The 14,587-nt window shown below is 43.2% G+C and carries 19 protein-coding genes; 15 read left to right on the forward strand and 4 right to left on the reverse strand.

Annotation, left to right across the window (positions count from 1 at the left end; translation table 11 throughout):
• The coding region (locus L634_RS0117665) for a transposase (RefSeq protein WP_026583600.1) at positions 1 to 239 on the reverse strand (239 nt) is incomplete at its 3' end.
• Between the two features lie 358 nt (positions 240 to 597).
• Between L634_RS0117665 and L634_RS0117670 the strand changes: the two genes are divergently transcribed.
• From L634_RS0117670 to L634_RS0117720, 11 genes are all read left to right on the forward strand, one after another.
• Positions 598 to 1,317, forward strand: coding sequence for a GntR family transcriptional regulator (locus L634_RS0117670; RefSeq protein WP_026583601.1), 720 nt, complete (start codon positions 598 to 600; stop codon positions 1,315 to 1,317).
• Positions 1,318 to 1,532: 215 nt separating this feature from the next.
• Positions 1,533 to 2,618 (forward strand): ABC transporter substrate-binding protein, encoded by a 1,086-nt coding sequence (locus L634_RS0117675; protein WP_026583602.1) that lies wholly within the window; start codon positions 1,533 to 1,535, stop codon positions 2,616 to 2,618.
• Between the two features lie 15 nt (positions 2,619 to 2,633).
• Positions 2,634 to 3,710 carry an ABC transporter ATP-binding protein gene (locus tag L634_RS0117680; RefSeq protein WP_026583603.1) on the forward strand — a complete coding sequence of 359 codons (1,077 nt, stop codon included), beginning with the start codon at positions 2,634 to 2,636 and terminating at the stop codon, positions 3,708 to 3,710.
• 6 nt (positions 3,711 to 3,716) lie between these two features.
• Positions 3,717 to 4,634, forward strand: a complete 918-nt coding sequence (locus L634_RS0117685) for an ABC transporter permease (protein WP_026583604.1) — start codon at positions 3,717 to 3,719, stop codon at positions 4,632 to 4,634.
• On the forward strand, positions 4,631 to 5,431 hold the full coding sequence (locus L634_RS0117690) for an ABC transporter permease (protein ID WP_026583605.1): 801 nt from the start codon (positions 4,631 to 4,633) through the stop codon (positions 5,429 to 5,431). Before L634_RS0117685 ends, L634_RS0117690 begins: the two co-directional genes overlap by 4 nt.
• A gap of 15 nt (positions 5,432 to 5,446) precedes the next feature.
• The gene (locus tag L634_RS0117695) at positions 5,447 to 5,770 is read left to right on the forward strand and encodes a (2Fe-2S)-binding protein (protein WP_026583606.1); all 324 of its coding nucleotides are present in this window, start codon (positions 5,447 to 5,449) and stop codon (positions 5,768 to 5,770) included.
• Positions 5,760 to 6,839, forward strand: a complete 1,080-nt coding sequence (locus L634_RS0117700) for an NAD(P)/FAD-dependent oxidoreductase (RefSeq protein WP_026583607.1) — start codon at positions 5,760 to 5,762, stop codon at positions 6,837 to 6,839. The genes L634_RS0117695 and L634_RS0117700 overlap by 11 nt, the downstream gene beginning before the upstream one ends.
• Positions 6,840 to 6,864: 25 nt before the next feature.
• Positions 6,865 to 7,203 (forward strand): (2Fe-2S)-binding protein, encoded by a 339-nt coding sequence (locus tag L634_RS0117705; protein ID WP_232233789.1) that lies wholly within the window; start codon positions 6,865 to 6,867, stop codon positions 7,201 to 7,203.
• Positions 7,204 to 8,277, forward strand: a complete 1,074-nt coding sequence (locus L634_RS0117710; protein ID WP_026583609.1) for an NAD(P)/FAD-dependent oxidoreductase — start codon at positions 7,204 to 7,206, stop codon at positions 8,275 to 8,277. It abuts the gene before it with no gap.
• Positions 8,278 to 8,422: 145 nt separating this feature from the next.
• Positions 8,423 to 8,710, forward strand: coding sequence for a DUF1904 family protein (locus L634_RS31340; protein ID WP_442852709.1), 288 nt, complete (start codon positions 8,423 to 8,425; stop codon positions 8,708 to 8,710).
• A 37-nt stretch (positions 8,711 to 8,747) separates the two neighbouring features.
• Positions 8,748 to 9,866 carry an NAD(P)/FAD-dependent oxidoreductase gene (locus L634_RS0117720; RefSeq protein WP_026583610.1) on the forward strand — a complete coding sequence of 373 codons (1,119 nt, stop codon included), beginning with the start codon at positions 8,748 to 8,750 and terminating at the stop codon, positions 9,864 to 9,866.
• 165 nt (positions 9,867 to 10,031) lie between these two features.
• Here L634_RS0117720 and L634_RS0117725 read toward each other — a convergent pair whose 3' ends face one another.
• The 3 genes from L634_RS0117725 to L634_RS0117735 all read right to left on the reverse strand — a co-directional run bounded on the left by L634_RS0117725 (position 10,032) and on the right by L634_RS0117735 (position 10,750).
• Positions 10,032 to 10,169 carry a YvrJ family protein gene (locus L634_RS0117725; RefSeq protein WP_026583611.1) on the reverse strand — a complete coding sequence of 46 codons (138 nt, stop codon included), beginning with the start codon at positions 10,167 to 10,169 and terminating at the stop codon, positions 10,032 to 10,034.
• 100 nt (positions 10,170 to 10,269) lie between these two features.
• A complete protein-coding gene (locus L634_RS0117730) occupies positions 10,270 to 10,488 on the reverse strand; it encodes a DUF2922 domain-containing protein (protein ID WP_026583612.1) in 219 nt (72 codons plus the stop codon).
• Between the two features lie 43 nt (positions 10,489 to 10,531).
• Entirely contained in the window at positions 10,532 to 10,750 is a 219-nt protein-coding gene (locus L634_RS0117735; protein WP_026583613.1) for a DUF1659 domain-containing protein, read from the reverse strand.
• A 336-nt stretch (positions 10,751 to 11,086) separates the two neighbouring features.
• Here L634_RS0117735 and atoD point away from each other — a divergent pair, with 336 nt between their 5' ends.
• From atoD to L634_RS0117755, 4 genes are read left to right on the forward strand one after another with little or no spacing between them, the layout of a single operon-like run.
• On the forward strand, positions 11,087 to 11,743 hold the full coding sequence (atoD, locus tag L634_RS0117740; protein ID WP_026583614.1) for an acetate CoA-transferase subunit alpha: 657 nt from the start codon (positions 11,087 to 11,089) through the stop codon (positions 11,741 to 11,743).
• A 1-nt stretch (position 11,744) separates the two neighbouring features.
• Positions 11,745 to 12,383: a 3-oxoacid CoA-transferase subunit B gene (locus L634_RS31345; RefSeq protein WP_034262849.1), complete on the forward strand. Its 639-nt coding sequence runs from the start codon at positions 11,745 to 11,747 to the stop codon at positions 12,381 to 12,383.
• 20 nt (positions 12,384 to 12,403) lie between these two features.
• Positions 12,404 to 13,588 (forward strand): acetyl-CoA C-acetyltransferase, encoded by a 1,185-nt coding sequence (locus L634_RS0117750; protein ID WP_026583615.1) that lies wholly within the window; start codon positions 12,404 to 12,406, stop codon positions 13,586 to 13,588.
• 28 nt (positions 13,589 to 13,616) lie between these two features.
• Entirely contained in the window at positions 13,617 to 14,390 is a 774-nt protein-coding gene (locus L634_RS0117755; protein WP_026583616.1) for a 3-hydroxybutyrate dehydrogenase, read from the forward strand.
• Positions 14,391 to 14,587: the final 197 nt, after the last annotated feature.

A 14,587-nucleotide genomic window follows, 5' to 3' on the forward strand; every position in this document is an offset into this window, starting at 1 on the left:
ACCTCTTGTTTCAAGTCTGTATTTTCTTTTTGAAGGTCCTTGTAGGGCTTTATTTCAGGGGACGTATTGCCACTCCCCACGAAACCCTTTTGACTCTTTTTCTTGTATGCATCAACCCAGTTCCTAATGGTTCCGACTGGAATATCTAGGTCTCTCGCTAATTGAGTTGCTTTTTTACCATCTTCTACGACCATTTGTGCAATCTGTATTTTGTATTCGAGATCAAAATGCTTCCCCATTTAGACACGTCCTTTAATTGTTCTTTGTTAATCATTATAACGAAAGTGTCAATTTACCGTGTCCGTTTTTTAGTCTAGCATCAATATTGGTCAAATTTCCATATTTATCAGTCAAAATAATCATATATCGGTCAGTTCGCGTCCTATCAATATTACTGAATTTTTACGTTAATAATAGGATTAATGCAGCTGTTCAAAAAAATTTTAGAATTGGAAAGCTAGAGGTATAAGCGGTCATTTCAATTTCCTCGCCCAATTTTTAATGAATAAATTTTCAAAAAATATTGACAACTATCTTGATTATCGTTAAATTATTAATAATTATAAAGTTATAACATTATATTAAAGGGAGAAGAAAATGCAGATAGATAAAAGTTTACATATCCCTCTCTATAGACAAGTAGAGAAGATTTTAGAAGAAAAAATCATTGCCGGCCAGTGGGAAGTCGGAAGGCAGCTTCCGACAGAACAGGAATTATCCGATCTTTTTGAAGTCAGCACTATTACGGTTAAAAGAGCAGTGATTGAGCTTGTAAATAAAGGCTACCTTTTTAGGCAAAGAGGGAAGGGGACTTTTGTTTCAGGCGCTGCAAAGGAACAGGACCTTAATTCAATAATAGCCCTTTCCACCGGTTCAGATCAGGAGCATCCCCACGAGCTGCTCAGTTTTAAATATGAAGCAGCAGGCGCTGAAATTGCCCAGAAACTCAAAATTGATTCTGCAGATGAAGTGATCAAAATTGAGAGATTAAAAATAGAAAACAACGATCCATTAGCTTTGGAATATACGTACCTTCCTGCAGATAGGTGCCCGGGGCTCACACCTGATGATATTAATAATGACCTGATCTTTAACCTATTAAAAAACAGATTCCATATTTCACTGGTCAGAGCCAAGGTGTTTATTAGGCCGTATATCCTTCCAAAGAATCAATCCAAACTGCTTCAAGTGGAGCCGGGAACCGCTGTATTTGAATGGGAACGGATTACCTATACGAAGCAAGAAGACATTATCGAATACTCAAAATTCTACATTCGAGATGATAAAGAGGTTTATTATACGGAGGTCCAATTATAAAAAAGGTCTCTTTAAAGAGGACCTCTTTAAAAACATAAAAGATATAAAGTTATAATATTATATTTTTAATTTTAAATTACTGAATATTGTTAATAATCAATCATTGAAATAGATTGATTCACTATATAAAGGGGGGATTCCTTTATTGTTGACTCTTCATCTTAGAACAGCTCCTTTTGTATAAGTATGAAAAAATAGCGAGGGGGAAATGGAGAATGAAAAAGAAAGCTTATCTATTCGTATGGCTTTGTTTGTTGCTTGTCATTGCTGCGGGGTGCAGCGGCCAAACAGGAAGTTCTGCAGATGAAGAATCAGGAAACAGCGAAGGGAAAACACTTGTCCTTGCAGCATATGGAGGCAGCTATGAACAAAAAATGAAAGAAGTTTTGATACCGAAGTTCGAAAAAGAACATGGCGTGAAGGTGAAGTATATTACAGGCAGCTCTGTTGATACTCTATCAAAGCTCCAGGCACAGAAGGATAACCCGCAAATTGATGTCGCATTCCTGGATGATGGCCCACAAGCACAGGCAAAAGCGTTTGGATTGCTGGCACCGCTTGATGAGAGTATTGTTACGAATCTAGAGAATGTATATGATATTGCGAAAGACAAAGACAACGTAGGTGTTGGATTTGGAATCATTTCAACAGGATTGGCCTACAACAAAGAAGTATTCGAACAGAATGGCTGGGAGCCGCTGACATCGTGGAATGATTTGGCTGATCCGAAGTTTAAAGGAAAGCTTGTACTGCCATCTATAGCGAATACGTACGGTGTTCATTTCCTTTTGATGACTGCGATTGCGAATGGAGGAAGTGAGGAAAACATTGAACCGGGCTTTGAAAAATTAAAAGAGATTGCACAGAATGCTGTAACTTTTGATAAAACGGCAGATGTCTCCAACTATTTTATGCAAGGCCAGACAGTTGCAAGCGCCTGGGGAAGCAGCCGGGTATTCACGCTTCAAGATACCGGATTCCCAATTGAGTATGTCATTCCGGAAGAAGGTGTGCCGGCATTAATGGCAACGGTAAGTGTTATAAAGGATGCCCCAAATGCCGAACTTGCCCAGGAGTTTGTTAATTTTATTCTTGATGAAGAAGCACAGATTTTATTTGCAAATTCCCTTTTTGATGGCCCTGTTAATAAAAATGTAAAGCTTGAAGGTAACATTGCTGATAAGGTGGTTTATGGCGAAGACGAAATAGAAAAATTAATCAAAGTAAATTGGGAAGTCGTAAATGCCAAACGGGCAGAGTGGACAGAACGGGCCAATAAAGAAATCGAAGTAGCCCATTAAGGAAGAGGGGAAAAGATGAGTTACTTAAGCCTTGAAAATGTCGTTAAAACCTTTAATAAAACAGAAGTAGTGAAAAAGCTCAGTCTCGATATTCAAAAAGGGGAACTGGTCTCCTTTCTCGGACCATCAGGCTGTGGAAAGACCACCACTTTGAATATGATCGCAGGATTTTTGGAAGTGGATGGCGGGAAAATTGAGGTGGACGGCAAGCCCGTTCACCTGCTTCCTCCAAATAAAAGAGAAATGGGTATGGTTTTTCAAAACTATGCTTTGTTTCCGCACATGACGGTTTTCGAAAATGTAGCATACGGGCTTAAGCTGCGTAAGGTTCAGAGGAATGAAATAAACAAGCGGGTCCTTGAAGCCCTTGAGATGGTCCGTTTATCAGGCTATGAAAAACGTTATCCAAAGGAATTATCCGGCGGGCAGCAGCAGCGGGTATCACTTGCCAGGGCCCTTGTGATTAAGCCAAAAGTGCTGCTCCTGGATGAGCCATTGAGCAATCTTGATGCGAAGCTGCGCCAGGAAATGCGGGAAGAAATAGTAGAAATTCAAAAGCAAGTAGGCATTACGACCATTTTTGTCACGCATGACCAGGAAGAAGCACTCGCGATATCGGACCGGATTGCTGTTATGTATGAGGGAAGAATTGAGCAGGTGGATGATCCTGCAAGCATTTATAATCATCCAAAGACAGACTTTGTTTCCCAGTTCATTGGCGAAGTAAATCATATTCAGGGAAAGGTATTGGAAGCTTATGATAATAAAAAGTGTAAAATGCACTTTTTCGGTAAGGAACAAATTGTTTCAGTAGCCTCAGCAAACCATTCAGAAATGAACTTTTTTATCAGGCCAGAAAAAATACAAATCTCGTTAGCAGAATCGAAAGAAAGGAATGAGGCTTTCCAAACGAAAGTGGAGCGGAAAATGTTCCTGGGTGCCAAGACAAGATATATTTTGAAGGTGCAGGATAAGCATCTTGTTGCAGATATCTCAAATACCGTCTTGAATCCGGCCCAAATTAAAGAAGGAAACAGCGTCTATACGTATTGGAATCCTGAAGATCTGCTGCCTTCTAGAATGGTGAGGTGATAATGAATGCAAGCCGGAATCGGTACAGAAGATGATTTGCTGCTTCAGCAGAAGAAAAAGAATTTAAAAAGGAAACGGCTTGACACTTGGCTGCTATTGCTGCCGACTCTTGGCATCTTTATCTTTTTCTTCATGCTTCCTTTGTTTTTTCTTTTCATGACCAGCTTTAAAACATTTGACGCCAGCACTGGGGTAGGGGAGGAGTGGACACTCCAAAACTACATTAAATTCATGTCAGACCCCTTTTACCTGGGAGTGGTTTGGCGGACTGTAAAAATCGCTCTATTAACTACGCTGATTACGATTATTATTTCATATCCGGTAGCTTTTCAGATATCAAGATCTAAGGGGAGGGCTAGAAATTATCTAACGCTGCTAGTATTATCTCCACTGTTGATCAGCATGGTCATCCGCTGCTATGGATGGGTGATTCTGTTATCCAATAACGGGGTAGTCAATAATGCTTTATTAAAGCTTGGCTGGATTGATCAGCCCTTAACCCTCTTATATACCGAATTAAGTGTTGTTATCGGCATGGTGCATGTCCTCTTTCCATACATGGTGCTAAGCATCATGGGCTCGCTGGAAAAAATAGATCCTTCTGTCATCAGAGCCTCGCAAAATCTCGGGGCCAGCTCCTTCAGAACTTTCTTTTCCATATTGCTTCCGCTAACTCTGCCAGGCGTCTTTGCCGGATCTGTCATGGTGTTCTCTTTAAGCGTCAGCTCCTTTGTCACACCGGCCATTTTGGGTGGTCCGCAGGTAAAAGTCATGTCCTATTTAACGTATGAACAGGTAGCCGTCATGCTGAACTGGCCGTATGGAGGAGCAATTGGATTCCTATTGATTTTGATTGCGACAATTACCATCATTGCTTACAGTAAAATACTTGCAAGGTCAGAGAAAGGAGTGGCAATACAATGAGCAAAAGGCTGCCGAAATATTTCTTTAACTTTGTTTGTTTATTAGTCTATATCTTTTTGCTGGCACCGATTGTTGTTGTATTGCTGTCTTCCTTAACCACAACAGAATACATTGTGTTTCCTCCAAAAGGACTGACTCTCAGATGGTATACAGAATTAATTGAACACCCGGAATTTATGCAGTCTTTTTCGCTTAGTATTATGGTTGCGTTTGGAACTGCGATCATTGCAACTGCTATTGGCACCCTTGCTTCCATCGCTGTTGTCCGGCGCCAGTTTAAAGGGAAAACAGCCATAGTTCAACTAGTTGGATCACCGCTATTGATTCCTTCAGTCGTGTTTGGGGTTGCCCTTTTGCAGTTTTATTCATGGATTGGATTAGCGGCCAGCCCGCTTGCGTTAATCCTGGGGCATATTATTTTAACTGTGCCATTTGTGATGCGGCTGGTGGTTGCCAGCTTAGTAGGATTTGACCGTTCGATTGAACAGGCAGCTATGAACCTGGGAGCGGACCCAATGAAAGTATTCTTTCAAATCACCCTCCCGATTATTAAATCAGGCGTTATCGCAGGTGCAATCTTTGCCTTTATTACTTCTTTTGATGATCTAACAGTCGCTCTATTTATTGTAAGTACGGACGTTGTGACCCTTCCGGTACGCATCTATACTTACATGCAATATCAATATGATCCGATCATTACATCTGTATCAAGCATTATGATTCTATTTACCGTGGCCTTAATGATTGTGATTGAAAGAGTACTAGGCGTGGGAAAAGTGTTTTCCTCGAAAAATTAAAGAAGAGGTGGGTTTATGCATATTGAGAATCATCCCGTCCTCGGGAAGCAGCTGAAAGAATCTGTAACCTTCTACTTCAATGATGACCCCTATCAAGCCTATAAACAGCAGACAGTTGCTGCCGCTTTAATGGCGAATGGAGTAAAGAAATTTGGATTAAGCAGAAAGCTGGTCCAATCAAGAGGTTTGTTTTGCTCGCGCGGACGATGCTGCAGCTGCTATATGACGGTTGATGGAGAAGATCATGTACGCACCTGCATGACAAAGGTTGAAGAAGGAATGAGCGTTTATCCAAATCTGGAAGACCCTGAGGTAAGGAGGGAACAGCATGGAGACTGACGTTCTAATCATAGGTGGAGGACCTGCTGGCCTTGCCGCTGCAATAGAACCAGCATCTAGGGGATTAAATGTCACAATCGTCGATGAATCTTCCTCGCTTGGCGGACAGCTTTGCCAGCAAACACAGCTGATTCGGCCTCTGCCTTCCATCTATCAGCCGATGCGCGGATTTGAATTGGCAAATGCATTAACTGAACAACTAAAAGAGTTTCCGGCAGGCATACTTTTAAATCATCGCGTTATCGGGCTGTATGCAGATGGCAGTGCGGGCATTTCTGATGAAGAAAAGGTGTATCCAGTAAAAGCCAAAAAAATCATTGCTGCCACAGGTGCAGCTGAAAAGGCAGTTGCTTTTCCAAAATGGACCCTTCCAGGTGTAATGACAATTGGTGCTGCACAAACACTAATAAACCGGGACTTTGTGATGCCTGGCAAAGAAGCAGTGATTGCAGGTTCAAGCGATTTTGCCCTTGATGTTGCCTGTCAGCTATTGGCCGTTGGCGTAGAAGTTAAGGGAATCGTCGAGAAAAACCCTCCGGCTGCTTCCAGAAATCGGGAAAAAGCAGATGTGTTGAAGGAACAAGGAATACCTTTTTATTTTAATAGCTTTATTAAAGAGGCAAGAGGGAATGGACAGGTGGAGGAAGTCGATATTGAAGGGACTGGAAAAACCGTAACGATAAGGGCAGATGTGATATGCATTGATGGGGGAAGATCACCGATACTAGATATGTTTTACCAGCTTGGCTGTTCGTTTGGCTATCAGGAAGAGCTTGGCGGATGGGTTCCGCAATATAATCGCCAGTTTAAAACAGACAGGAAAGATGTATTTTTAGCAGGCAATTCCGGCGGCATCAGTGATCAGGGTGCATTGCTTCTCACAGGCATGATAGCCGGCATCAGTGTTTGTGAAGAACTGCAGGCAGCCAGCGGAAGGGAAGCAGAGGAAATAAGAGAAGGCTTGTGGAAAGAGCTTGAGCTTCTGGAATCTGAGGATGTTTTCAAAGGAAGAACGAAGCATGTTGCGAATTTTACAGCTCCAGTGCTGAAGGATCAATTTATCTCTTAGTTTAAATAGAAAAAGAGGCTAGAAGGTGAACAAGGTGGATAAAACAACGATTATATGCCGATGCGAAGAAATCAGCTATGAAGAGGTTGAAGAAGTCATAGGTCATGGCGGTAGAACTTTTGATGACGTTAAAAGGCTTACACGCTGCGGGATGGGGCCGTGCCAGGCAAAAATCTGCACGGGACTGGTGGCAGAGATCATTCGCAAACAAACAGGTTTACCCCTTTCCGAGATTCCATTGCCAAGGATGCGGATGCCGCTATCACCGATCAAGCTTGAGACTTTAGCTACAAACAGCACAGCCTTTTCCACAGTCAAGTCGGTCTTGGATGAGGTGGAAATAGAGGATGGGAAGGTGAGATAAGTGGATACAAGCTATGAAACGATCGTGATAGGAGGAGGAGTAGTGGGCAACGGGATTGCCTATCACCTTTCCGAACGATACAAAGAGGGCGTGCTTGTGCTCGATAAAAAATACCCCATGTCAGGCACATCCGGATCGACCCAGGCCTGGGTGTGGGTACATAATAAAACCCCTTCCTGGTATGCGGAGTTCAATATGTACAGCGCTGAACTCTATCCCTATTTATCTAAAAAAATTGGTGATGTTGAATACAAGCGTACAGGAGGTCTGTCGCCGTTTTTCAATGAAAGCGACCGGGAAAAAGCAAAGCAGCTTGCTGAATCCTATCGCAAAATCGGCATAAAGATTAAAGTGCTATCAAGGGAAGAGGTCCTCGAAAAAGAACCCTATATGAACCCGGAAGTCGCTGGAGCCACTTACAGCTCCATTGATGGCAATGTAAATCCCTTTCGGCTGATTGATATGTATATGAGGGCTTCAAAGAAAAATGCCGTTCATTTTTCAACTTACAATAAAGTCACTGATATTAAGAAGCAGGAAGGTAAATATGTGGTTGTTTCTGATCAGGCGACCTATGTTTGCAAAAACCTCATACTGGCTGGCGGAACCTGGTCACGGGAATTAGGGGAAATGCTTGGGATTAAGATTCCGGTCAATCAGTTAAGAGGGCAGATTCTCGTATCGGAACCATTGAAGCCGTTTCTGAATTTTACTATCAGCGGGCTAAGGCAGGCGAACAATGGTGAAGTGCTAATGGGATACTCCATGGAGCAGGCAGGGTTTAACCGGGCGACAACGCTCGATGTTATCCAGGAAACGGCTAATATGGCAGTTCACTATGTTCCTGCATTAAGAAAAGCCAAGATTGTCCGTGCTTTCTCAGGAATTCGTGCCATGCCAGAAGACGGGTTTCCGATTCTCGGGAGAGTGCCTGGCTTCGAAAATCTGTATGTGGCAGCAACACATAGCGGGGTTACACTTTCTCCGTTAATTGGAACCCTATTAACGGAGTTAATACTGGATGGGGAAACATCCATCCCGATTGACCGGTATTCGCTGAGCAGGTTTGGATGATCTGCAAGAGAAACACTATTAAGTTATAATATTATAATTTTTATCAATTCATTTTGAGATCGGGCTAGAAGGAACAGCAACTCATTGGAGGAAGTAAAATGCCGCATTTATTCTTTGAGGAATTTCAATTAATCAGACAAAAGAGATAAGTGCCCCTTTAGTAAAAGACTTAGCTGAACTATGTCTCTGTGGGGAGGACAATTTCACATTGGAAGTGGTAAACTCTACTTTCGTGTTTAACCAAAATGAAGTGTCAGCTTATCCATTTATAGAAGTTAAATGGTTTGACCGGGGAAAAGAGGTTCAAAATCAATTTGCGAAGATTGTTGCCATCCACGTTCAGTCACTTGGGGTACCAGAGGTAGAAGTCGCATTTACTGCATTTAGGGAAACTGACTATTATTTAAATGGAAAGAGTTTTGCGGAAGAATAAAAGTTTCCGCCAAGCATAAAGAGGGGAGGAAAAAACAATGAAGGTAGCAGTAATTGGCTCCGGCATTGCAGGTTCAAGTGCAGCTTATTACCTCTCAAGAGAAGGTGCTGAGGTAGTTATTATAGATAAAGAACATGAGGGACAGGCAACCGCAGCTGGCGCAGGGATTGTCTGTCCGTGGATTTCCAGAGTGGAAAATGAAGACTGGTACACATTAGCCAGAAAAGGTGCCCTTTACTATCCTTCACTTATAGCCAATCTTAAAGAAGATGGAGAAGAGGGCTTTGGTTACGGAATGGTAGGAGCCCTGGCAGTCAGCAGCCATGCAGAAGAACTAGATGCCATAGAGCAAAAAGTCCGTCAAAAAAAGGAAGAAACACCTGAAGTAGGGGAAGTTAGCAGATTGCAAGCAGAGGAAGCCCGAAAACTTTTCCCTCCTCTTCGTGAGGATTTGCAAGCAGTTCATGTAACCGGTGCAGCGAGAGTGGATGGCAGGTTATTAAGGGACGCCATGCAAAAAGCAGCGCAAAAACATGGTGCAGTGACTCATTATGGGGAAGGGGAGCTTGTACTGCAGAATAATAAGGTTACAGGAGTTAAAGTTAACGGTGACATTATTTCGGCTGATGCTGTAATTGTGACGGCTGGTGCATGGGCCAAAGAGCTGCTGGCTCCTGTAGGTGTAGACCTTAATATAGAGCCTCAGCGCGGCCAGATTGCCCACCTGGAAATGAAAAACGAGGATACCTCTAAATGGCCAGTGGTGCTCCCTCAAAGCAGTCATTACCTTGTAGCTTTTGACCATTCAAAAGTGGTTGTGGGAGCAACTAGAGAAACGGGTTCTGGATTTGACTATAGGCTAACGGCATATGGAGTAAAAGAAGTTCTAGAGGAAGCATTAGACGTGGCTCCCGGTTTAGCTGACAGTACATTAAAGGAAGTAAGAATCGGTTTCCGTCCGGCAGGTTCTGATATTTTGCCTTTGCTTGGCACAGTGGCAGGAGCAGATGGGCTGGTCATTGCTACAGGACTAGGAGCTTCTGGACTTACCATGGGGCCATATGTTGGTAGTGTTGCTGCAAAGCTAGCCTTAAATAATGAAACAGAAATAGACTTGTCTCCTTATAATCCGCTAAGAGGGGGATTGAAGGTCTAAATTTATGATTTTGGGCTGGGCTCATTTTCAAAGCAGGAAAAATAACGGTTAGCCGGTAAATGATGTTTCCGTCTTAAATTATGAGACGGAAAGCAGCAAATTCGGTATTCAGCTTAGCCGAAAAAGCATCCTCTCAAAAAAACAGGGAGGATGCTTTTTATCTGCCTATTCCCTCAACCGATCCGGCAATCCCTGGATTGACGATACCACCACATCGAGCTTTGCTTCGATTCTGTTCAGCAGGAAAAGCGTGACAACAATCGGGAAGCCGAGCTCACTAATCAATGTGATCATCTGTTCCATAGTATCTGCTCCTTTCCGGTGCCAGGTCATCTGGACTGGCATCCTATAAGTAAACTTCCTATAAAAAAGGCCGGGTTCAAAAGAATCCGGCCTCTTGCCATTATGCTAATTCATATTCGGTTACGTTGCGCTCAAGCAATCTGGCTTCTTTTGCTTGAACAAAGTCGCCGCCATTGCCGTCAAATGCATTGGCAGCAATAATTTGATCCATCGCCGCCTTTACAGCAGCTGGATTAATCGGTTCAACTGGATTATCAATGGTTAGTTTGGATGGCTTGCCCATTGTAGATAGGAAAGTCAATTCTAATGTTTTTGCCATTCTGTTTCACCTCCTCATAAGATTAAGATTTTAATAGAATGTTTTAGCCGATAATCTCGAAGCTGTCGCTGCGGTTAAGCGCAACTAATGGATCATTGGAAAGAGATGCAACTGCCTGCCCAACTGTGAAAAGCTGGTCTGCCGTTGCGGATTGCTTTACGCTGCTGTAAGTTTTGGACTTGTGTACCGGTTTGCCTTGCTCGTCCAATCCGGTTTCAAATACCAGGCGAAGCTTAGAATCGATGATGTTTGCAACTGCCATGCTGATCACCTCCTTTCACCTTCTATATACGTTTTTATTGGGCAATAGGACAGGGTGAATTTATAAAGTGATTTAAATTTTTGAAGAGACACTAAATTCCGTAAATACGGAAAAAAGGGTAAAAATTTTTCCGGGAAAGCGGAAAATTCCGCATATACGGAATAAAACTAGTAAAACGTTTTCATTCTTCAAGCCTTTAAAATAGTATTTTTAAATATTTTTTACCCGTTTAAGAAAACGTTTTCGTAGTTTTAAAAGTTTATTTCATAAAAAGTTGGCACGTATCTTGCAAAGTATCAATAGTGAGAACAGACAAATATTCTAGGGGTGCAATAAATGAGTAAAATGACATCTTATGAGGAGCTCTTGCAAATATTTAAAGATGGCATGACCATCATGTCCGGAGGTTTTATGGGGATTGGAACTTCGGAATTATTAGTGTCAGCCCTTTTGGAATCAAATGTAAGCGGTTTAACGTTGATTGCCAGTGACACTGCGACTGAAGAAACAGGTGTTGGACCATTAATTGTCAATAAACGAGTAGATAAATTGATAGCTTCCCATATTGGGACAAATCCGGAAACGGGCAGGCAGATGATTCAGGGAGATTTGGAAGTCGAGCTTGTTCCTCAGGGGACGCTTGCTGAGCGAGTTCGTGCCGGAGGGTCAGGTCTTGGCGGAATATTAACCCCGACTGGTGTCGGTACAGTTGTAGAAGAAGGAAAGCAGAAAATCGAGGTGGATGGACGCGAGTATCTGCTGGAAAAGCCGCTCCGTGCAGAAGTTGCCATCATAAAAGCGAAGAAGGCTGATAAGCTTGGCAATCTCGTTTATAACCAATCTGCCAGGAACTTCAATCCAATGATGGTGATGGCAGCGGATTTAGTTATTGCGGAAGTAGAGGCGATCGTTGAAGTCGGCGAAATTGACCCGCATGATGTGGACACTCCGGGAATTATAGTAGATAAAGTGATTGTCAAAGGAGGCAAGTAAAATGATCTTGACTAAAACAGCTAAAGAAATTATTGCTGAGCGGGCAGCAAAGGAATTGCATGATGGAGATGTTGTAAACCTTGGAATAGGGCTGCCGACTCTGATCCCTAATTATCTGGAAGCAGGGGTAAATGTTTTCCTGCAATCTGAGAACGGCTTCATTGGATTAGGTCCGGTTAGAGGGGAAGTCGAGCCGGATATCGTGAATGCCGGAGGGCAGCCTGCAGGGATTAATCCTGGCGGAGCTTTTTTTGATAGTACGTATTCATTCCAATTAATCCGAGGCGGACATGTGGATGTAACGGTTCTTGGGGGCCTTGAAGTTGACCAGCAAGGAAATCTTGCAAACTGGATGATTCCTGGAAAAATGGTGCCTGGAATGGGCGGTGCCATGGACCTTGTGACAGGTGCGAAAAAAGTGATTGTGACCATGGAGCATTGTTCCAAAAAGGGAGCGCCTAAAATCTTGAAAGAATGCAGGCTGCCTCTTACTGGCAAGGGTGTTGTCGACTTAATCATTACAGAACTCGCAGTGTTCAAGGTGACAGAAGAAGGCCTTGTTTTGGTTGAACTCCAGGAGGGTGTTGACCTGCAAACCGTTATCGAGAAAACAGAAGCTGAATTTACATTACAAAACTAGTTTTATAGGAGGAACTGAATATGCGTGAAGCAGTTATCGTAAGCGCTGTCAGAACAGCGATCGGAAGTTTTATGGGAACACTAAGCAAGACACCGGCAACGGAGCTGGGTGCTGTTGTTATAAAGGAAGCACTTAAACAAGCAGGAGTGAAGGAAAATCAGGTAGATGAAGTGATCATGGGAAATGTCCTTCAGGCGGGTTTGGGACAGGGGCCTGCCCGCCAGGCGGCTTTAAAGGCTGGCTTGCCTGAGGAAGTTCCTGCTGCGACAATTAACAAGCTATGCGGATCCGGATTGAAAGCGGTGCATTATGCAGCACAGGCTATTCAGCTTCAAGAGGCAGATATCGTTGTTGCTGGCGGCATGGAAAATATGAGTCTCGCACCATACCTGCTAATGGATGGGCGTACAGGTTTCCGCATGGGTGACGGAAAAGTGATTGACAGCATGATTCATGATGGACTTCAATGTGCCATCAATAGCTGTCATATGGGTATTACCGCTGAAAATATAGCAGATCAATATGAATTATCCCGTGAGTCACAGGATGAATTTGCAGCTTGGAGCCAGCAAAAAGCTGATGCTGCCATAAAAGAAGGCAAATTCAAGGATGAAATTGTTCCGGTTGCAATCCCGCAGCGCAAAGGGGATCCCATTGTCTTTGATACAGATGAATTCCCGCGTGCAGGGGTAACAGCAGAAAAGCTTAGCGGTTTAAAGCCGGCTTTCAAAAAAGAAGGCTCTGTGACAGCCGGCAACGCTTCAGGCATTAATGACGGAGCAGCGGCACTTGTCCTTATGAGCAGGGAAAAAGCAGAGGAATTGGGCATTAAGCCATTAGCTGTATTAAAAGGAAATGCATCAGTCGGGGTAGACCCTAAAATTATGGGAATCGGACCAATTCCTGCATCCAAAAAAGCGCTGGCAAAAGCAGGTCTTTCAATGGAAGACATGGATTTGGTTGAAGCAAATGAAGCGTTCGCAGCCCAGGCATTGGCGGTGGGACAAGACCTTGAGATTCCAAGAGAGAAGCTCAATGTAAATGGCGGTGCGATTGCACTGGGACATCCAATTGGTGCAAGCGGCGCGAGAGTCCTTGTTACATTATTGCATGAAATGAAACGCAGAAATTCCCGGTATGGCCTTGCTGCTCTATGTATCGGCGGGGGCATGGGTGTCGCAAGTGTTGTTGAATTGGAAAAATAATAGATTGATAGTTTAGGAGGAAGGGCAAATGGTAAATCAAGTTGTTTTTGTGACAGGTGCAGCAAGCGGAATTGGCTACCAAATCGGAGAAGCCTTTTTAAATGAAGGGGCAAGAGTGGTTTTTACTGATATTAATGATGAAAAGATTCAGGAAGTTACAAAGTCTTTAAGAGATAAAGGCTTTGATTGCTTAGGAATCAAGGTGGATGTAACAAGTGAAGAGGATATTAAGAATGCAATTAACCAGACGGTAGAGAAATATGGCAGACTCGACGTTCTATTAAATAATGCAGGTCTGCAGCATGTGTCACCAATCGAAGAATTCCCGACTGCGAAGTTTGAATTCATGATTAAAGTGATGCAGGTTGCACCTTTTGTGGCGATGAAGCATGCGATTCCTATTATGAAGAAACAGGGATTTGGCCGTATTATCAACATGGCATCCATCAATGGGCTGATAGGGTTTGCCGGAAAAGCGGCATATAACAGCGCCAAGCATGGTGTAATAGGCTTAACTAAAGTGGCGGCGCTTGAAACCGCGGCCCATAATATCACCGTGAATGCAATTTGCCCTGGGTATGTTGATACTCCGCTGGTACGGGGACAGTTTGAAGATTTGGCTAAAACTCGCAATGTACCGGTCGAAAAGGTCAAAGAAGAAGTCCTTTACCCGCTTGTACCGCAAAAGCGCCTATTGGATGTACAGGAAATTGCTGATTATGCTTTATTCTTAGCGAGTGAAAAAGCAAAAGGCGTTACAGGACAGGCTGTTGTACTGGATGGCGGATACACAGCTCAATAGAGTGAAACTTCCATCAGTGACGGTTTTTCACTGATGGTTAGCTGAACCAATCGGGCATTTACGGGCAGTTGATCCCCCATTTAGAACAATCTTTGGCACTCAAACTCTTAAACTGGGGTTCTTACTGCCCGTTAATGCGGGATAAAGTGAAACTTCCATCAGTGGCGGTTTTTCACTGATGGTTAGTTGAACCAATC

Origin of the sequence: Bacillus sp. J33, assembly GCF_000518885.1 — a bacterium.
Classification (GTDB): Bacteria; Bacillota; Bacilli; order Bacillales; family Cytobacillaceae; genus Cytobacillus.